Genomic DNA, 18,873 nt, shown 5'->3' on the forward strand with positions numbered 1-18,873 from the left:
AAATTATCTTCTAGATACTGTTACAACGACTTCCTTCAAAGAAGTAACCGGACGAAGTCCTGCAGGGATATTAATATCAGCTAATTTCCTTGTCTGAGATAATCCCAATGACCGAACATCCAGTTCTAAGCAAGGTACAATATCTTTAGGTTTACACACGACGCGTAAAGCACGGATAACCTGTCTTAAGGATCCACCTAATTTAACGCCAACACAATCCACAGCATTAATACAGCGAATTGGAATATTTAATTTCACATCACGATCTTCTATAAGTTCTTCAAAATCTAAGTGAATTACTCTGTATGAGGTAACTTGATATTGAATATCTTTAACTAGGGCCTTAATCGTACGACCTTCGTAAGATAAAGAAAAAATTGTAGAAGATAGCGCACCGCTTTCTAGGCCAGATAAAAATTTACTAAATACGTGAGCGTCAACAACAATATTATCTAAGCTCTTTCCGCCTGAATAAATAACAGCAGGGATTCCTCCTGTTTGACGAATTTTTTTAAGCAAAGATTTTTTATCAGTCTCGCGACTTGTAACTACGAGCTCCATAATGTGCTATTCTCCATAATCTTGAGCTAAAAGAACCCTCTGACAAACACTGACTCCTAGAGCTAAAATGTGTTTTACTAGGGACCGTCGACTGTCATGTCTAGAACATATATCTGAACAGTTTTCGAGGCAAAATTATAGCTCTATCTCGGAAAAAGTCAATCTTTTCCCTAAAATGAGATTTTCCTTAACAAAACAATAAGAAACGAGGCGGGTAGTAAAAAAAAGAAATAACAAGAAACCTTGGGGTGAAAGGATTCGAACCTCCGATGCACGGTACCAAAAACCGCTGCCTTACCGCTTGGCTACACCCCAACATCAGGCCATAGTTTATCTAATCTTCAGTTTTTGAAAATAGGAAAATTACAAAGTCATTAAGAATTTTACCATAACGTCAAACTATTGCGTCAAAAAATAGGCCTTTTCGTCTTGTGATTTTTGTTCTTTGCTTGGTATGACACATAGATAAGCTGTGAAAAGAGAAAATCATGAAAATCATACAAGCTGCAGTCGAGTTTGCCCCTTTTATTAAAGCTGGTGGTTTAGGTGATGCTGTCTATGGTTTATCAAAAGCATTATCTGAAAATCATGATATTGAAATATTACTTCCCTTTTTCCCTCTCATTACACCCAATTTTTCCTCTCAAGTGATTGATGAGAAAGTTTTTTCTTATGAATTTTTAGGAAGACAGAATGCCTCTTCTATTTCCTATTCCTATGAAAGAATGATTCTCACAGTAATTAAATTAGATTCTCAATTAGATCTCTTCTCAACATCGACTATCTATACTGAGGACGATACATTACGTTTCAGTGCTTTTTCGGCTGCTGCCGCAACCTATATTCAAAAATTAGAGCATGTCGATATCGTGCATATGCATGATTGGCATATGGGGCTCTTAGCAGGACTTTTAAAAGAACCTAATCTCCCACACTATCCAAAAAGAATCTTTACCATTCATAATTTTAGTTACCGAGGTTATTGCAGTACACAATTACTAGGAGCATCTGGAATTAGTGATTTTGGACTAAGTAACTATCAATTATATAGAGACCCGCAGACAAGTATATTACTCAAAGGCGCTATATATTGTTCTGATTTCATTACAACAGTGTCTCCTACATACGCTCAGGATATTCTTAATGATTATTCTGATTATGAAATGCACGATGCTTTGATGGCTAAACGTCAAGTTTTCTGCGGGATTTTAAATGGTATAGATGAAGATATCTGGAATCCCGAAACAGATTCTTCTTTGGTTGTGAATTATGGTAAGGATCTACTTGATGCTCCTGATATATTGTTCTCAAAGAAAGAAGAAAATAAAACAGCGTTGTATAAAAAATTAGGACTTTCTTCTGAATATTCTCCTTTGATGTGTGTAATCTCCCGTATCGTAGAACAAAAAGGCCCTGAGTTTATGAAAATGGCTATTCTTCATGCCATGGAAAATAGCTATTCCTTAATTATCTTAGGAACATGTTATGATGAAGAAATTCAACGCCAATTTACAAATCTACAAGAATCTTTAACAACTTCTCCAAATATCCGAATTATCTTAGATTACAATGATCCTCTAGCTCGATTAGTTTACGGGGCCGCGGATATGATCTGTATTCCCTCTCATTTTGAACCTTGCGGTCTCACTCAACTCATTGGAATGCGTTACGCAACAGTACCCTTAGTTAGATCTACCGGAGGGCTTGCTGATACTGTTGTTACAGGAATTAATGGTTTTACATTTTCCCAGACAGATAACTTCAACGATTTTCTTCACATGCTAACTCTCGCAGTTACTACCTACAGGCACGAACCCGATGTATGGTTCCAAATTGTAGAAGAAGGTATGTTGCGGTCTTCGGGACTAGCAATAATGGGTATGCATTATTTAGGAATCTATAATTCTCTATTATGATCTTTAGATTTCCCTCTTTGTAGTACATGATTTTTATTCACCCAGAAGTATTCTACTCCTGAGCATACAGAATAAATAGCAACGATAGAACCCACTACTGAAGCGAATAATTCCAGATCACCTTCAGAAATCATTCCTAGTGAGTGAGGAATCATAGCAAGTAAAATCAATAAAAAGCTTATACCTTGTAAAATAGCTTTTAATTTCCCGCTCGCTCTAGCTGCAAGAACAACTCCTCGGAAAGCACATACTGTGCGTAATGTACTAATTACGGAATCTCTAGCTAAAAATATAAAAACAAGAATTAGAGGGAGATTCACAGGAGGCTGAGTGAACGTTAGATAGAGAGAAATTCTATAAATACTATCCGCCATTGGATCAAGAAGCTTTCCCAAATCTGTGACTTGAGAAAATTTCCTAGCTATGTAGCCGTCAATAGCATCAGTAAGCTCTGAGAGACCTAAAAGAGCGAGCAAAACGTATGGAAGAACTATAGGAGTAATTCCGAGCCACTTTCCTTTAAGATAGAGTAGCATGAAAATTGGCGTTATAAATAGCCGGGAAAAAGTTAGATAATTAGGCAGTCCCACCCCATACCTCTATCAAAAAATTACTTAAACCGGAACCTCAGCACTAAACGAATGCCTAAAAAACAAATTAAATAGATAAGAATTAGAGCGCAAGTACCGAATGTTATAATGATGAAAAAACCTATTTTTTGAAGACCGTATTTTTTCTAGTAGGATACTCACTAGTTCTTCTCTTAGTATTGTTTGTTTTTATTTGTAGTGGTATCTTTGCCTTTATTCCTAGAAAAAATCTATATTTCAGGTGCTGTCTAACATTTGGATAAATAGATTTTTTTCTAACCTTATTTTTTATCGGAGTTTTATGATGTCACAACCTCTTACTTTACAAGCTATGATTGCTAAAATTTTGCAGTTCTGGAGCGAACAAGGGTGTGTGATTCATCAAGGTTATGATCTAGAAGTAGGTGCGGGGACATTTAATCCAGCAACTTTTTTACGCGCTTTAGGACCTGAGCCCTATAAAACTGCATATGTTGAGCCCTCAAGACGCCCTCAAGACGGTCGTTATGGTATGCATCCTAACCGCTTACAAAACTATCACCAACTTCAAGTGATTCTTAAACCTGTCCCAACAGATTTTCTCTCTTTGTATAAAAAATCTTTGCAGATTATCGGATTGGATCTTCGTGAACATGATATTCGTTTTGTTCATGATGATTGGGAAAATCCTACGATTGGTGCATGGGGTTTAGGTTGGGAAGTATGGTTAAATGGCATGGAGATTACCCAGCTAACTTATTTCCAAGCTATAGGAAGTAAGCCTCTCGATACGATTAGCGGGGAAATTACGTATGGTATTGAGAGAATCGCCATGTATTTACAAAAGAAAAATTCTATTTTTGATGTATTATGGAATGACGTGCTCACCTATGGGGACATTACTCAAGCTTCTGAAAAAGCATGGAGTAAGTATAATTTCGATGTTGCTAATACACAAATGTGGTTAAAACATTTTGAAGATTTTGCTCAAGAAGCACTCGCCACTTTAGATCAAGGTCTACCAGCTCCTGCTTATGACTTTGTCATCAAAGCATCTCATGCTTTTAATATTCTTGATGCCCGGGGTGTAATTTCTGTTACAGAACGTACACGTTACATTACTAGAATTCGCCAATTAGCTCGTGCTGTTGCTGATGGTTATGTAGATTGGCGAGCTTCTTTAAATTACCCGTTGTTGCATAAGTGGGATGGTCATCAAGATATGACCCCGCAGACTCTTCCCTGCCCCAAAATTGCAACAGCAGAAAATTTTTTATTAGAAATCGGCTCTGAAGAATTGCCAGCGACTTTTGTCCCCATTGGAATTCAACAATTAGAGTCTTTAGCCAAAAAGCTTTTGTCTGATTATAATATTGGTTACGAAAGTTTAGAGGTCCTAGGATCTCCGAGAAGACTTGCTCTATTAGTTTACAAGCTAGAACCTACAGCTGTGCAAAAGGCTATTGAGAAAAAAGGCCCCGCAATCTCTTCATTATTTAATAGTTCCGGTGAGGTTACTGTACAGGGGCAACAATTTTTTGCTTCTCATAATGTGCCTATCCGTCATTACAATGATCTCTCTCTACACCCTCTATTCGAAATCCGTGAGATTAATTCTGTAAACTATCTATTCCTTCTACATCCTGAAGAGAGTAAAGATACCGCAACAATCTTAGCTAATGAATTACCCAGACTAATTCATTCTATGAAATTCCCCAAGAAGATGGTCTATGATGATAGTGGTGTAGAATACGCACGACCTATCCGTTGGATAGTATCTCTATATGGAACATCTATCCTTCCTTTCTCTTTTGGGAAAGTAACAGCTTCAGATACCTCTTGTGGTCATCGACAATTAGATCCTAGAGAAGTTCCTATTCCTTCTTGTGAACGTTATGTTGACACTTTACGTGATGCTTGTGTAATAGTTTCGCATAAAGAACGTCGAGAGATTATCGAACAAGGATTAAAATTACACAGTTCTGACAACGTCTCTCCGATTGCGAATCCTCGTTTACTTGAAGAAACAGTTTTCCTTACAGAACATCCTTTTGTTACATGCGCGGAGTTTGATCAAAAGTTTTGTGCTCTACCTAAGGAATTATTAATTGCTGAAATGGTAAATCATCAAAAATACTTTCCCACACAAAACACTTTGGGAGAGATTACTAATCAGTTTATTTTAGTATGCGATAATTGTCCTAACGACATCATAATTGAAGGAAATGAAAAAGCCCTAACTCCCCGCCTTACTGACGGAGATTTTCTTTTTTCTCAGGATCTAAAAACATCATTAGCCACCTTCGTGGATAAACTCAAAGCTGTTACCTACTTTGAAGCTCTCGGTTCCCTTTACGATAAAGTAGAAAGACTAAAAGCTCATAAAGAAATTGTTTATCCACTCATGCCTTTATCTTCTCAAGAAGATATAACAACAGCAATAGAGTTTTGTAAAGCAGACCTAGTGTCCGCTGTTGTTAATGAATTTGCAGAATTACAAGGAATCATGGGGGAATACTACCTAAAACATGCCGGGTTATCCCATGCAGCTGCAATAGCTATAGGAGAACATTTACGCCATATTACCGATGGTCAAACTATCTCCTCTACAGGAACGTTATTAAGCATAATAGATCGTTTTGATAATTTACTCTCTTGTTTCATTTTAGATCTACGGCCTACTTCATCTCATGATCCTTACGCTTTGCGTCGTCAATCCTTAGAGATTCTTACATTGTTACACGCTTCAGAAGCGTCTTTAAATCTTGAAAATCTCTTACACCATTTGGCAGATAATTTCCCATCCACTATTCAGGAAACTACCTGGGATAAACCCACGATTATCCGTGATATCTTGACGTTCATCTGGGGAAGATTAAAAACCTTCATGGTTTCTTTAGGATTTAGCAAAGATGAAATTGCCACTGTATTTTCTGATACTTCTGAGAAGAATCCTATTGAGATCATAAAATCAGCAAAAGCAATTCAGAGTATAAAAAATAGCCAAAGCACTGTTCTTGAAAAAATTATAACCACTCATAATCGTTTGAAGAAAATCTTAGCCTCTTTAAAATTTTCTATAACCCCACATACCCAGGCTCAACTTGATCTGCAAGAATCTCGCCTCAAAGCAGACCTCGATCACTTTGATGTGTCTATAAAAATAAAGGATAATAAAAAAGACTACTTCCTAAGTCTTGGAGAACTTACTGATAGCATCAATACATTCTTAAATGAAGTGCATGTTACTAGTGGAGATGAAGAGTTGAAAAACTTACGTATTCATCTATTGCTGACAGCTATGGAGAAATTTTCTTTTTATCATTGGGAAGCACTAAAAATATAAAACTATTTTTAGGGATAAAAAAAGTGGCTCTATAGATTGTATCTACGGCCACTTTTCTCACTTTCGTCATCTCAATAAATAGATCTTAAAGATTAATTTGAGTGATGTCTAGAAGTGTTGCTTGATCTCCATCAACTACGATAGTCACCATAAGGATTCCAGAATTCTCAGGAAATTCTGAACTAGGGAATTTGCTCTTGAAATCTTCAAGTTTTGAAGAATCTCCTACATCACTATCCTCAGGTTGCAAAACGACTATAGTCGCCATACCTTCTAATGAGAAGCCAAAGAAATCCCCAAGATCCAACCCATCCTGAATAAGTTCATCCAATACTTGTTTGTGAGTATTGCTCATCAAAACGATAATTAAAGGAATACCTTCTTGTTGGGCGTGTGTTAAAGCTTCGTCATAGTTTTGGAAAACATGACAAGTGGAACTTTCTGAAATTATAGGACAACTTGTTTCTTCAGTAGCTTGAATAAGCTGACATGGCAGTAACAAACATGATAATAAAGCTAATAAGATACGCATAAAACTACTTTTCCTAATTAAAATGCCTGCTACAATATCACGAGACATAGAAAAAAGATATCCCGATTTTAAAATTGAAATGTCGGGATACCGGTAAGAAAAGAGTTATTTTATTACTAACGCACAGAAATAATAGGTTTTATAGAATTTTCCAGAGGTACATCAATTGGTGCTATATCCATAATTTTTTCATCATTATCAGTGACAGAAATAGTCACCAGGTATGTTCCTTTGAGATGTTCAACTTCTGAAAATTGCTTTTTAAATTCTGCAATTTCAGCAAGCATTGGATCAGGAACCGGTGGATAGATTAATAAATTAATGCCCGTAGGACTCAATACAACAAACTTTGCGTATTTACTGAGAACAGATTCTTCCATGTTTATAGCCATGGCGTATAACGGTTGAAACGCTATCGTTTTTTCATCGCTATATAGGACAATCATAGTATTTTTGCTGTCTTGTCTTATCGACATTAGACAATCATTGTAAGAATAAAATATAGAAGGATGCTTCATTGAAAGGTCTTCAACCTGCTGGTCGCTTTCCTCTTCTTTCAATGATGTGGAAGTTTCTCCTCCAATGGCTGGCAGGGCTAACAACAGTGAGAGTATAGATAACAAGATGTGCATAAGGCACCTCCATTGCTAGTTTTTTGGAAACATTGGAGGGAAGGATATCAAAGCCTTAGTTTTAAGGATAGTGCATTCTAATTTTAAAATAGTAACGACTTAGGTTATATAATTAAAATAAATAAAGATCAATCATATGTTATTAATTATCAGGCGCATGAAAAATTGTACGCCTGATAACACTAGAACATAGAACTTTACGATTTTGAATCTATAGAAATTGGGGTGGGAATATTAAGAACTCTCTGCGCCCTATCGTGGCCTTTAGTATCTATAGTAACAAGGATCACACAAGGACCTTGAAGATCCAATTCCCAGAAATGATCCTGAAAATCAGCCATGTATAAGACCATGGGATCCATTTTAGGATAGAAATCCTTAGAGCTAATCAAACCCGGTTGCATAACAACAATATTACACACATTTGCCAAATCAGCTGGGAAACAAAAATCTTTTTCAGTGATATTAGTCCATACTTTTCTAGAAGTCGGATTGAAGTACACGAATATACAGAACTTACCGCTATCTATAGCGTTTCCTAAAGCGTCGGAATATGAATAATATACTCTTTGGCCATTAGGAAGTTCTACGTACTGTGGAGGAGAGAACTTATCAGAAACAGTATCTTCCTGACCTCTTAAGGGCAACTCTTTCCCCCAAGTAGGTAGAGATGCTAATAAAAAAAGAACAAAGCAACAAAAACGCATAAATCTATTTCCCGCTCAAAATTCAAAAAACACATCAGACAAGGATTTCTAATCAATGATTAGCCTCTCCGATATCGCGCAAGCAAAGATAGAATAACGGGAATATAAAATCACTACTTGTAAAAATAATATTACAAAATACGAGAAGAGACTCTAGATTATGCTATTTCTTGCTATCAATGTCTCTAATTCTACAGCCTGTTGATTTTGCCACTCTTGAAGCAAAACAGAAGCTCCATAACCAAAGCCGGCGGCTTTGGTGAACTCTCCAGCCCAGCCCGCTAAAGAACCATAACGCGCAGCCGCTAATCCCACGGCTTCTGAGACAATGATGCCTCGTGTATGATTCGACTCTGTTATCATGCCTCCGAAGCATAGAGCCCAGGCAAGTATTGGCAAAAGAAACCTGAAAGTTCTCATAAAAACCAGAAAATTAACAAACTAACAAGGCAATATTTTATATTAAACTTATTAATTTTTCAATCTTTACAAAGAGTTAATAATTGTTATTATTCATATAAATATCTTAGATGGCCTCTGCATAACTAACAATCAATCCTGGGGATCTAGGAGAGTCACTATAATCCTGTCTTTCCGTAGACGGACATAATCTTCGAGAATAGAGAGTTTTTGTTCCTGAGAATTTTTTGACTGTCCAGAGAGAGGATGACGTTGTTCCTTCCACTGACGATCCGCTAACTTTTGTAAAGATTGTACAAATACAGTCTCAAGACAATCGGTATTCATACGTCGTTTTATTAAAAGCTCTATAATTACTTTATCTTCTAACAATGATAAAGCTTCATCAAATGGAAGATTACTATGATGTTTTTCGTAATATTCAACCATATGGGAAAATAGTTTCCTGCATTCAGGATGTTTGAAATCTATAGGTGTGAAATAATTTTTCGCCGTATGAGGAATACTAACATTATAGGTTTTGCAAAATAGCATGCATCTCAAAACATCGGTTTCGATAATTATATCGGAATGAATTTTTGGTAATTTCTCTTTATTAGCTATGGGAGTTTTAGCTGGTGTAATTCCCGATTCTAATTTTGCCAAGGAAAATACCATACTCTCTGGAATCATCATCAAAGAAGCTAATTGCTTGAGATGTTCATATACAACAATAGGATTCCCCCATTTTTTAATTTGCGTAATGCTCTCTTCAATTACCTGGGCTTTTTCTCTAGGGGAAAAATTTGGATAAATACGAATTTTTTCACTAATAAGGAAAGTAAGATAGTCCTCACTTTGATCCAATAACTCTCCAAGAGGTTGAGCTCCTTTATGCATTAGAAAGGAATCAGGATCTTCACCTTTAGGAAGACGACAAACCATAACAGCTATACCTACCGTCTGGCACATGTCTCCAACACGAACAGCAGCTTTTATCCCAGCATCATCGCCATCAAAAAGTAAATAGGCTTTAAGAACGCCTAATTTGCTTAATTCTTTTATGTGATCTTCAGTAAAAGAAGTTCCTTGAGCTGCGAGAGTACAATTAAATCCCGAATCTATCATCTGCAAGCAATCAGCTTGACCTTCAACTAAAATGACACGCTTTTCTTTTGCTATTCTTCGTCGAGATAAATGCAATCCAAAAAGAGCTCGAGATTTTTTAAAAATAATAGTTTCAGGAGTATTGACATACTTACTCCCTCGGGTATTTTCCAAAAATTTTCTTGATGAAAACCCTATAGTATGTCCTAGAGAATCGTGGACAGGGAAAATGATTCTTCGGGAAAATAAAAACCATTTATTTCCTATAAAACCTGCATTTTCGAGTTGTTGTTCAGAAATATCTCTTTCCCGCATCGCTTGGGTAAACAAGGTTTGTTCTGGAGCATAGCCCAGGTGAAAACGATCTATAGTATCTGGAGAAAACCCACGACGGTATAAATACTGCAAGGCATCTCTACCCTCAGCAAGTTCATATAAGCAAAAACGAAAAAATTTTTCTGCCTCACTATTAATTTGACGCAATTCATCTTTGGCTCCCGTAGGAAATGGGGATTGCGTGTCCTTAATTTTGATAACAAGGTCTACATGAAATTTTTTTGATAAAGTAAGAACAGCCTCACTAAATGTATATCCAAGATGGTTCATTAAAAAACTAATAGCATCCCCGTGAGCTCCACAACCAAAACAATGGTAGTAGGCTCCTGTCGGATTAATAATAAAAGAAGGCGTTTTCTCTACATGAAAAGGACAACATGCTTTATAGGTAGCTCCGCTTCTTTTTAAATGGAGATGTTCCGAAAGCACTTCGATAATGTCAATGCTGTGTCTAAGATTATCTAAACTTTCTTCTGTATACATAAGTTATAAGCTTGGCTGTTCCTTGGTTATGCCATATTCACTGCTTTAAATGAAAGATGGCTCATTTTATGAATTAGCAACCAATCAAACTTCAGACGAAACCCATCTTGATCCTGAAGAATAAATGTAGTAGTCTACCTGACTAACGCATAGGAAAATTCGGCAAAATCTCTATGGTCTTTTACATGAGTTTGCTAATCTAACCAACAGTTATTGGATTTATGGAATGTAACATTTCTAAGGGTTGTCTTCCACTCGACTAGGTTAATCTCTAGATAATATTTTTCCTCAGAAGAAGAACTATGACATCAAAAAAACCTACACCTATGATGAAGCAATGGCATCAATGTAAGGAGCAAGCTGGGGAATCTCTCCTTCTCTTTCGCATGGGGGATTTTTACGAGGCTTTCTATGACGATGCGATTTTGCTCTCCCAAAATTTAGATCTCACCCTTACACAAAGGCAAGGAATCCCTATGAGTGGTATTCCTGTATCTACAATAAATGGGTATATAGATCGTTTAGTAAGCAAAGGATTTAAAGTCGCTGTTGCGGAACAGATTGATGAAGCACAAAACAATAAGGGAAAATCTGAACCCCTATCTAGAGAACTGCAAAGATTTGTGACACCAGGAACGTTACTCTCCTCTTCCCTACTTCCAGAAAAAGCAAACAACTACATTGTCTCTATTAATCGTGTTGGCGCCCTATTTGGATTTTCATGTCTGGATTTTTCCACAGGATCGTTTCTATTACAAGAATACGACAATATGAAGGATCTGATTGATGAAATCTGTCGCCTAGCTCCTACAGAAATTTTAAGCTGTGATAAATTCTATAAAAAACATTCTGATATTGTAGAGCAAATCCAACAACATTTAAAACTTACCTTGTCCACCTATTCTGATTGGGCTTTCGAACATCAATTTGCCACACAAAAATTATCCTCTCATTTCAATGTATCGTCCCTAGATGGTTTTGGACTCAAAGGTTTAGTTCCCGCTATTAATGCTGCCGGGGCGCTACTTTCCTACCTTCAAGACAAACTTCTTTTACCTGTTGAACATATTTCCGTACCTAAAACACATCGACATCAAAAACACCTTCTCATAGATACTGCGTCTCAGGTAAATCTTGAGCTTTTAACTCCAATTCATGATCCTCAGGGGAAGAGCTCTCTTTTACATGTTATGGAACGCACCTGTACTCCTATGGGAGGCAGATTGTTACGCAATACTCTAGTAAATCCTTTTTATGATCAAAATGAAATCCTACTACGTCAAGATGCTGTAGAGTTTCTCTTGAATCGTTCGGAATTGAGGAGAAATCTAAGATCTTTCCTCTCTCAAGTACGCGATTTAGAACGTTTAATTACGAAGATCACTACTGCATTAGCAGGTCCTAAAGATGTAGGCATGCTTCGCGATTCATTAAATGCAAGTATGCGTGTTTGTGAAATACTGTCTCCCTTATCTTTGCCAGAATTCTTCCAGGGGAAATTTATACCTGTTATTGGTATAGCTTCCCTTTTAGAATTGCTTTCCGAAGCACTTTTAGGAGAACTACCTTTAAGAATCTCTGAAGGAAATATTTTCTCTGATAATCATCACCCTGATCTTAAACGCCTGCGCTATACTCGTGAGAATTCCAAAGAATGGCTGTGGCAATATCAAGAAACCATTCGTAAACAAACGGGAGTGAAAAAACTAAAAGTCTGCTATTCCCAAGTTTTAGGCTATTACATAGAGGTGAGCAGTGACTTTGCTCCTCTATTGCCTAAAGAATTTATTCGGCGACAATCACGCCTCCATGCTGAGCGTTTTACAACAGAAAAATTACAAGAATTTCAAGATGACATGCTCAATGTCTCTGACAAATTACAAACACTAGAAACTCAATTATTCAAAGATTTGTGTTCACAAATTCTGGAACAACGCGATGCTATTCTTGCTTTATCCCGGGTAATAGCAGACACTGATTACATTCTTTCTCTTTCTGATCTTGCCGCAGAGTATAGCTATTGTCGTCCTGTTGTAGATACTAGTGATTCACTATCTATATCGGGAGGAATTCATCCTGTTGCACAAACTCTATTAGATAGGGGAACTTTTATCCCCAATGATATAAAAATGCATAGCACACAAACCCGGATGATTTTAATCACCGGGCCAAATATGGCTGGGAAATCCACATATATCCGACAAATCGCTCTGCTTGTCATCATGGCACAAATGGGCTCATTCATCCCTGCAAGGTCAGCACACATCGGAATGATCGACAAGATCTTCACGCGTATAGGAGCTGGAGATAATTTATCTAAAGGAATGTCAACATTTATGGTTGAAATGGCAGAAACCGCCAATATCCTACACAATACTACTGATCGTTCTTTGGTCATTCTTGATGAGGTCGGTCGGGGAACGAGTACCTATGATGGATTAGCAATTGCAAAATCTGTTGTAGAATATCTCTTATTTACTGAAGGGAAAAAAGCTAAAACCCTATTTGCAACGCATTATAAAGAATTAACCGATTTAGAAAATCATTGCCCACATGTAGAAAATTTCCATGCAGGTGTGAGAGAAAGCGGTGGACAACCTGTATTTTTATATGAAATTCTTAAAGGGTATTCCCAGAAAAGTTTTGGAATACATGTTGCAAAACTTGCTGGCTTTCCTCTTTGTGTGATATCGAGAGCACAACAGATCTTACGTCAATTAGAAGGTCCGGAATTAACTTCTAAACAAACCCAAGAAAAAGTACAGCAGCTCACGTTATTTTAAATATGCATGTAAAGGATTTTACTCCGAAACTGATTCCCACATCTCCGGGTGTTTATCTCATGAAAGATAGTTCTGGAGAGGTATTGTATATCGGAAAGGCAAAAAATTTACGCAATCGCATAACAACGTATTTTCAGAAACAAAGGGATTCTAGAGAAAGAATCCCTTTCTTAATGAAGAAAACAACCAATATAGAAACAATTTTAGTCTCTAATGAAACTGAAGCTCTTCTTTTAGAAAATAACTTAATAAAAAAATATCGTCCGAAATACAACGTACTTTTAAAAGATGATAAAACCTTTTTCTGTCTAGCGATATCTCTAACACACCCCTGGCCGAAAATAGATGCTATCCGCACCAAGGCAGTTATATCTTCAAAAAAACAGATAATTTTTGGCCCATATGTAAGTGCTGAAGCCTGTCGAACCCTTTTAGAAGTTATCAGTCAATGGTTTCCCCTACGCACTTGTTCTAATCAGGAATTCTCTTCGAGAAAACGTCCTTGTATCCTTTATGAGATGAAACGGTGCTTAGCACCTTGTGTAAATTTATGTTCTCACGAAGAATACGAGGAGACTTTGGAAAAAGCTATACTATTTTTAAAAGGCAAGGTCTCAAAAATCATTCAAGATTTAGAGAAATCCATCGAGAAGTCCTCTCAAGAACAGAAGTTCGAACAAGCAGGAGTCTATTATCGTACGTTAAAGCTTATTCAACAGGCTATGGTAAAACAGCATGTAGAGAAGTTTCATTTTCAAAACCTTGATGCTATTGGTCTGTATAGAAAACACCGAGAAACAGTCATTACTGTTCTAACAGTGCGTTCAGGAAAATTACTTGGAGCTCGTCATTTTCCATTTTCAGAAAATGCTCAAGAAGATACTGATTTGCTTTCCTCTTTTATTTTACAATACTATACAAGTCAACCGCAGACACCAAAAGAAATTCTTACTCCTATTTCTCTAGATATCCCTGATCTTCCATATCTATTAAACAAAGATGCGCCCCCACAGTTACGCTCTCCGAAAACAGGTTACGGGAAAGAACTACTAAACTTAGCTAAAAACAATGCTAAAGTACATGCCGAAACAACTATAGAATCTTCAGGACTACCCTATGAAGAGATGAAAAAAATTCTAAAATCTCCGGACTATCCTTACCGCATAGAATGCTATGATAATGCTCATCTACAAGGTTCTCATGCTGTTGGGGTATATATCGTCTACGAAAACGATGCTCTATCTCCCAAAAATTACAGAACATTCTCTATCTCAACTTCTGCGCATAATGACCTAGCAGCTTTCCATGAAGTATTATCCCGTAGATTTAATTCTCTCACCTCTTCTCTTCCTGACATGATTGTCATAGATGGAGGACGCGCGCAATATTCTCAGGCAAAAAAAACATTAAAAGAACTTAATCTCACAGGAATCCAGGTTGTCTCCATAGCTAAAGAAGCGAGCAACCATAGCGGCTCATTAAAAAATGAAAAATTATTCTGTGATACTTTCCCTCAAGGACTCCATTTATCTCCAACATCAAAGCTTTTACAATTTTTTCAAAGACTTCGAGATGAAGCGCATAGATTTGCAATCGGTAGACATCGCAAAAAACGAAATAAAGATCTCTTATTACCTCAAGAGAAAATTCCAGGAATTGGAGAGGTAAAGAGGAAGCGTTTACTACAAAAATTTAAAAGCTGGAAACAAGTTATGAAAGCTTCCCAGGGAGAGCTTGAAACCATCCCTGGGCTAACGAAAAAAGACATTAAACAATTGCTGGCTAAGCAAGCTGAGAAGTTAAAGTCTGCTGAAGACTGAAAAGAATATTACTCTTCAACTTCTTCCTTTATCTCCTCTAGAAAGTCCTCTGCTGAGGGCAGATCTGCAACACACAACTCTTCTAACTCATCTTCTGATTCCGATTCAGAGCGATCCTTAGGCTGAGTTAACCCCTTAATGATCACATGAACAGAAGCTACATGAAGACCTGTATATTCAGATATCTCAGAAACTATACAGCCCTGAATTTCTTCGGTTTTTTCTGGTATAGAAACACCGTAGTCAACGTTTACTTCGACACGAACTTTTACTAGATGATTTTTAGAATCTTGTTCTACGTAGATTCCCTTCATTCTCTCGATATCTCTACCGAATAAAGTATCAATTAAATTTCCCCCTAAAAGAGAAACCCCATTGATTTTAGCTAAACAATGTAAAATTATTACTTGAATTACACGAGTCTCTATATCGCGGCTGAATACAGTCTCTGGAAATTCAATTTCTTTTACATCTAGTTTTAAATTCTGCTTATCCATATTCCTCCTATGTGCCTATTTCGCTAGCGAGAAATGTACTCTATAGAAATAATAAGCGCTAGTGATTAGTCTAATGGTCAAGCGGTTAATATGCTACCCTCAATGCTTCCTATTTCTTTTTTTTTGATTTACATTCTGTTAGGGTTTTTAGCCGCTTACCTGGCTGTTAAAAAAAATCGTAACCCGATTGGTTGGTTTCTCGCGGGTATGTGCTTCGGGTTCTTCGGAATCATTATACTTCTTATCCTCCCGGACCTTCCCCCTAAGAATGGTAATTCCACCCCATCTTCTGATGATAACGAACCATCCAATAATATTTTGCATTCTATTTTAGAAGATTCTTCTGTTATTTCATCCCCGCCTCCCATTGACCAGGTGCCTAGAGATACAGAAAAATGGTTTTATCTAAATAAAGAGAAACAGAATGTTGGCCCCATGTTTCTAGAGGATCTTCTTCTATTCCTTAGAGATAAGGAAAAGCATACTACAGAAAATACAAATCCTGAGGACATCTGGGTTTGGAAAAAAGGAATGGAAAATTGGGAAAGAGTAAGGAACATCCCAGAACTCAACGAAGCGTTAAAAATTCTTAAATAACTTTAAAAAAATTTAACGCATCGTTTCTAGTGGTAGATATATGATTCTAGAAATCTTACCAACTTGCTTTGACAACTCCAGGAATCTCTCCCATGGAAGCCATCTCTCTAAAACAAATTCTAGAAATAGCGAATTTTCTTAGATAACCACGAGGACGACCTGTTAACAAACATCTGTTGTGTAAACGAATAGGAGCCGTGTCTCTTCTCATCTTATTCAATGCCACACGTGCATTTTCCTTCTCTTCTTCGCTAGCAGTTAAGCTTTTTGCAATGTTGCGAAGCTCACTTCTTTTTTTGTAGTTCGCCTCTACTAATCGTCGGCGCTTATTTTCTCTCGCTACTGCTGACTTTTTCGCCATGCGTTCTTACCTAAAACTTATTAAATTATTTTTTACGCGCAGGGCCCGTTTGACGTTGTTTACGATTAGGGTCCTTTTTATTAATAACATAAAGGCGCCCTTTACGACGAACAAGCTTATCTCCTTTTGAAGGATCTGCTTTGATAGATGAACTCACTTTCATGAAAACTATACCCTGATGGCCTCTCTCTAATAGAGAGAAAGACGCTCTAAATTATGGAATATCGCTAAAAGGAACTAATTTAATCCCTTTGGCACTTTTTGACAACAGCAGACTTAACTAGACGATAAGTTCCATCATCTAAAGCAAGAATCTCTTTAGTTCTCTTGATCTTATTAATCCAATTTTATAAACTTACGGAGAGTTTTTTCTAGTGCACTCATTCAATAGACTAGGAAAACTTGAGAAACCATAGGAAGGTACTGTGAAACGAACTTATCAACCTAGCAAAAGAAAGCGTCGAAACTCTGTGGGTTTCCGCACCCGTATGGCTACAAAAAACGGAAGAAACTTACTAAACCGCCGTCGCCGTCATGGCAGACACAATCTAGTCGACCTATAAAATATTTTGTTTTGTGCATCGATCAACCTTACCCAAATATGCTCGTGTGCTAAAGAGAAGGCAATTTCTCTATATTTCTAGAGCAGGATCTCATTGTCAAGGTAGTCAGGTTATTTTTCACGTTGCTCCATCTAAATACTCTGGATGCTGCAAGTTAGGAATAACCGTATCAAAAAAGTTTGGTAAAGCACATAAAAGGAATTATTTTAAACGACTTGTTCGTGAAGCTTTTCGTCAAAAACGTCATTCTCTTCCAGCTTGTCAAGTTGTTGTTATGCCTAAAAATAAACAACAGCCTAGATTTAAAGATCTGCTTCAAGATTTTACTCAACAAATTCCGGAAGCACTCAACAACAAGTCAGCAAAAAACAAGCCTACGACTGGTGTCGAATGTAATCCAAAGAATGAGAAATGTGAGACCGCACTTCCTTAGGTGCTGTTTCAAAAGCAACCTCGGCATGCTGCAAAGCACTTTTCCATTGGTCAGAATCTAAGTAAAATTGAGCTATCATCATCTCAATTCTCCAAACATTTTCCTGATCTTGCTGACCGAATTCTGCTAAATAAGATTCTAAAGGAGCAATTACTTGACTTGGATCTTGGTGTATGCCCTCTTGAGATCTCTTTGCTAACTCCTGAAACTCAATCAAAGCGACAGTAAAGTGAGTATGTTTTTCATTTCTCGGATCTTTATTGAGTAACTTGCGTTTTACTCTCTGACATTCTTCAGAATCCATTTTTCCGCCTTCAACAAGAAGACGATACTTTTCTGATAAAAAGAAGTAATCATCATTACGTACACCTAATTCCAAGGCTTTTGCCATGAAATCTTTTCGTGAAAGCTCTTCAGAAAGTCGATAATACTTCTGAAGCTCTTCCATAGACAGTGTATGAATAATTGGATAGGCATTATTTATTAAGAAATCACTCTCGATGATATGACATAGACTCTCGCCTAAATTTTCTCCCGTCTCATTACCAAAAGAACCGATTTTATAAATCTCTCTTCCCTCATGAGAAAGTAGAAGAAGACATGGGAACTCGTCAATTTTGAACTTAGTTTTTAGATAAGCATTCTGTGTACGTAGTGTTTCACTTTGTGAAGAATGTCGAGGGAAATCTACTTCTAAACATATGAAATTACCATTTACCTTTTTGGAAAATTCTGAAGAAGTAAGAACCTCTTTACGAATTTTCATGCATGAACCATTCCAATCGGAACCAGAAAAAAAGATTAACATTGGCAGTTCAGAATCGCGGCTTTTTTTCACAGCCTCATTATAATCTACATGCCAAACAAGCTTAGAAGAATTGTCATGAACAACGCCATGCAAACTTAGAGAACTTGCACCTAATAGAAACGTTGTTAATATCTTCAGTTGCTTCAAAGAATATTTCTTCATAATCTGTAACAGGATCATGGGCTTCCTCTCCTTCTCCGAGTGAATAGGACGCAACTCGTTCTATTTAGGCGTCACAGAATGCTCTCAAGGCATTCTATCAACCATCCTTGTTGTATAGTCTTTTTTTTATTAAAACGAAATAAAAAACACCACTTAAAAGTTTTGATCTTTTCTACAATCAAACACAATTGTCTATTGGATTAGATAATCATGTATTTCTTAGGAATATTTATGCGTAAAATCCTTAGATTAATTCTTCTT

Annotated in this window: 18 protein-coding genes and 1 tRNA gene; 7 read left to right on the forward strand and 12 right to left on the reverse strand. The window is 36.9% G+C overall.

Going from position 1 to position 18,873, the window contains the following annotated elements; translation table 11 throughout:
* Positions 1–3 precede the first annotated feature (3 nt).
* Both H9Q19_RS01400 and H9Q19_RS01405 read right to left on the reverse strand, forming a co-directional pair.
* Positions 4–561 (reverse strand): 50S ribosomal protein L25/general stress protein Ctc, encoded by a 558-nt coding sequence (locus tag H9Q19_RS01400; RefSeq protein WP_213241520.1) that lies wholly within the window; start codon positions 559–561, stop codon positions 4–6.
* 243 nt (positions 562–804) lie between these two features.
* A tRNA-Gln gene (locus H9Q19_RS01405) sits at positions 805–876 on the reverse strand.
* Between the two features lie 173 nt (positions 877–1,049).
* Here H9Q19_RS01405 and glgA point away from each other — a divergent pair.
* Complete coding sequence (gene glgA / locus H9Q19_RS01410; RefSeq protein ID WP_213241522.1) at positions 1,050–2,477, forward strand: glycogen synthase GlgA; 1,428 nt, start codon at positions 1,050–1,052, stop codon at positions 2,475–2,477.
* Here the strand turns inward: glgA and pgsA are convergent.
* On the reverse strand, positions 2,459–3,067 hold the full coding sequence (gene pgsA / locus H9Q19_RS01415; RefSeq protein ID WP_213241524.1) for a CDP-diacylglycerol--glycerol-3-phosphate 3-phosphatidyltransferase: 609 nt from the start codon (positions 3,065–3,067) through the stop codon (positions 2,459–2,461). The two genes, glgA and pgsA, sit on opposite strands and share 19 nt — an antisense overlap.
* A gap of 301 nt (positions 3,068–3,368) precedes the next feature.
* Between pgsA and H9Q19_RS01420 the strand changes: the two genes are divergently transcribed.
* A complete protein-coding gene (locus H9Q19_RS01420) occupies positions 3,369–6,392 on the forward strand; it encodes a glycine--tRNA ligase (RefSeq protein WP_213241526.1) in 3,024 nt (1,007 codons plus the stop codon).
* Positions 6,393–6,477: 85 nt separating this feature from the next.
* On the opposite strand, the gene H9Q19_RS01425 is transcribed toward H9Q19_RS01420, so the two are convergent.
* The 5 genes from H9Q19_RS01425 to dnaG form a co-directional block, all read right to left on the reverse strand.
* On the reverse strand, positions 6,478–6,924 hold the full coding sequence (locus H9Q19_RS01425; RefSeq protein ID WP_213242017.1) for a hypothetical protein: 447 nt from the start codon (positions 6,922–6,924) through the stop codon (positions 6,478–6,480).
* Between the two features lie 116 nt (positions 6,925–7,040).
* On the reverse strand, positions 7,041–7,556 hold the full coding sequence (locus tag H9Q19_RS01430; RefSeq protein ID WP_213241528.1) for a hypothetical protein: 516 nt from the start codon (positions 7,554–7,556) through the stop codon (positions 7,041–7,043).
* A gap of 197 nt (positions 7,557–7,753) precedes the next feature.
* Positions 7,754–8,263, reverse strand: a complete 510-nt coding sequence (locus H9Q19_RS01435) for a hypothetical protein (RefSeq protein WP_213241530.1) — start codon at positions 8,261–8,263, stop codon at positions 7,754–7,756.
* A gap of 153 nt (positions 8,264–8,416) precedes the next feature.
* Complete coding sequence (locus tag H9Q19_RS01440) at positions 8,417–8,683, reverse strand: hypothetical protein (RefSeq protein WP_213241532.1); 267 nt, start codon at positions 8,681–8,683, stop codon at positions 8,417–8,419.
* 132 nt (positions 8,684–8,815) lie between these two features.
* Positions 8,816–10,588, reverse strand: coding sequence for a DNA primase (dnaG, locus tag H9Q19_RS01445; RefSeq protein ID WP_213241535.1), 1,773 nt, complete (start codon positions 10,586–10,588; stop codon positions 8,816–8,818).
* A 302-nt stretch (positions 10,589–10,890) separates the two neighbouring features.
* Here dnaG and mutS point away from each other — a divergent pair, with 302 nt between their 5' ends.
* Together mutS and uvrC are read left to right on the forward strand one after the other, a co-directional pair.
* Entirely contained in the window at positions 10,891–13,371 is a 2,481-nt protein-coding gene (gene mutS / locus H9Q19_RS01450; RefSeq protein WP_213241536.1) for a DNA mismatch repair protein MutS, read from the forward strand.
* Positions 13,372–13,373: 2 nt separating this feature from the next.
* Positions 13,374–15,191: an excinuclease ABC subunit UvrC gene (gene uvrC, locus H9Q19_RS01455; protein ID WP_249324524.1), complete on the forward strand. Its 1,818-nt coding sequence runs from the start codon at positions 13,374–13,376 to the stop codon at positions 15,189–15,191.
* Positions 15,192–15,199: 8 nt separating this feature from the next.
* Here the strand turns inward: uvrC and H9Q19_RS01460 are convergent, their stop codons facing one another.
* On the reverse strand, positions 15,200–15,688 hold the full coding sequence (locus H9Q19_RS01460) for an Asp23/Gls24 family envelope stress response protein (protein WP_117274577.1): 489 nt from the start codon (positions 15,686–15,688) through the stop codon (positions 15,200–15,202).
* A 90-nt stretch (positions 15,689–15,778) separates the two neighbouring features.
* Between H9Q19_RS01460 and H9Q19_RS01465 the strand changes: the two genes are divergently transcribed.
* Positions 15,779–16,285, forward strand: a complete 507-nt coding sequence (locus H9Q19_RS01465; protein ID WP_213241541.1) for a DUF4339 domain-containing protein — start codon at positions 15,779–15,781, stop codon at positions 16,283–16,285.
* Positions 16,286–16,340: 55 nt separating this feature from the next.
* Here the strand turns inward: H9Q19_RS01465 and rpsN are convergent, their stop codons facing one another.
* Positions 16,341–16,646, reverse strand: a complete 306-nt coding sequence (gene rpsN / locus H9Q19_RS01470; RefSeq protein WP_117274579.1) for a 30S ribosomal protein S14 — start codon at positions 16,644–16,646, stop codon at positions 16,341–16,343.
* Between the two features lie 25 nt (positions 16,647–16,671).
* Positions 16,672–16,809, reverse strand: coding sequence for a 50S ribosomal protein L36 (gene rpmJ, locus H9Q19_RS01475; RefSeq protein ID WP_117274580.1), 138 nt, complete (start codon positions 16,807–16,809; stop codon positions 16,672–16,674).
* A 262-nt stretch (positions 16,810–17,071) separates the two neighbouring features.
* Here rpmJ and rpmH point away from each other — a divergent pair, with 262 nt between their 5' ends.
* Positions 17,072–17,209: a 50S ribosomal protein L34 gene (rpmH, locus tag H9Q19_RS01480; RefSeq protein ID WP_020359129.1), complete on the forward strand. Its 138-nt coding sequence runs from the start codon at positions 17,072–17,074 to the stop codon at positions 17,207–17,209.
* Positions 17,210–17,222: 13 nt separating this feature from the next.
* The gene (gene rnpA, locus H9Q19_RS01485; RefSeq protein WP_213241543.1) at positions 17,223–17,642 is read left to right on the forward strand and encodes a ribonuclease P protein component; all 420 of its coding nucleotides are present in this window, start codon (positions 17,223–17,225) and stop codon (positions 17,640–17,642) included.
* Here rnpA and H9Q19_RS01490 read toward each other — a convergent pair.
* Positions 17,584–18,630 (reverse strand): thioredoxin family protein, encoded by a 1,047-nt coding sequence (locus H9Q19_RS01490; RefSeq protein ID WP_213241545.1) that lies wholly within the window; start codon positions 18,628–18,630, stop codon positions 17,584–17,586. The genes rnpA and H9Q19_RS01490 overlap by 59 nt on opposite strands.
* Positions 18,631–18,873: the final 243 nt, after the last annotated feature.

The sequence above is a fragment of the Chlamydia crocodili genome, from assembly GCF_018343815.1.
In the GTDB taxonomy this organism is placed as follows: Bacteria; Chlamydiota; Chlamydiia; order Chlamydiales; family Chlamydiaceae; genus Chlamydia; species Chlamydia crocodili.

What these genes read in the sequence shown, in the direction of transcription:
- H9Q19_RS01425 (WP_213242017.1), bottom strand. Translation starts at nt 6,924, where the DNA reads ATGCGTATCTTATTAGCTTTATTATCATGTTTGTTACTGCCATGTCAG.
- dnaG (WP_213241535.1), bottom strand. Translation starts at nt 10,588, where the DNA reads ATGTATACAGAAGAAAGTTTAGATAATCTTAGACACAGCATTGACATT.
- rpmJ (WP_117274580.1), bottom strand. Translation starts at nt 16,809, where the DNA reads ATGAAAGTGAGTTCATCTATCAAAGCAGATCCTTCAAAAGGAGATAAG.
- rpsN (WP_117274579.1), bottom strand. Translation starts at nt 16,646, where the DNA reads ATGGCGAAAAAGTCAGCAGTAGCGAGAGAAAATAAGCGCCGACGATTA.
- glgA (WP_213241522.1), top strand. Translation starts at nt 1,050, where the DNA reads ATGAAAATCATACAAGCTGCAGTCGAGTTTGCCCCTTTTATTAAAGCT.
- H9Q19_RS01490 (WP_213241545.1), bottom strand. Translation starts at nt 18,630, where the DNA reads ATGATCCTGTTACAGATTATGAAGAAATATTCTTTGAAGCAACTGAAG.
- H9Q19_RS01440 (WP_213241532.1), bottom strand. Translation starts at nt 8,683, where the DNA reads ATGAGAACTTTCAGGTTTCTTTTGCCAATACTTGCCTGGGCTCTATGC.
- H9Q19_RS01430 (WP_213241528.1), bottom strand. Translation starts at nt 7,556, where the DNA reads ATGCACATCTTGTTATCTATACTCTCACTGTTGTTAGCCCTGCCAGCC.
- mutS (WP_213241536.1), top strand. Translation starts at nt 10,891, where the DNA reads ATGACATCAAAAAAACCTACACCTATGATGAAGCAATGGCATCAATGT.
- uvrC (WP_249324524.1), top strand. Translation starts at nt 13,374, where the DNA reads ATGCATGTAAAGGATTTTACTCCGAAACTGATTCCCACATCTCCGGGT.
- H9Q19_RS01460 (WP_117274577.1), bottom strand. Translation starts at nt 15,688, where the DNA reads ATGGATAAGCAGAATTTAAAACTAGATGTAAAAGAAATTGAATTTCCA.
- H9Q19_RS01435 (WP_213241530.1), bottom strand. Translation starts at nt 8,263, where the DNA reads ATGCGTTTTTGTTGCTTTGTTCTTTTTTTATTAGCATCTCTACCTACT.
- H9Q19_RS01400 (WP_213241520.1), bottom strand. Translation starts at nt 561, where the DNA reads ATGGAGCTCGTAGTTACAAGTCGCGAGACTGATAAAAAATCTTTGCTT.
- H9Q19_RS01420 (WP_213241526.1), top strand. Translation starts at nt 3,369, where the DNA reads ATGATGTCACAACCTCTTACTTTACAAGCTATGATTGCTAAAATTTTG.
- H9Q19_RS01465 (WP_213241541.1), top strand. Translation starts at nt 15,779, where the DNA reads ATGCTACCCTCAATGCTTCCTATTTCTTTTTTTTTGATTTACATTCTG.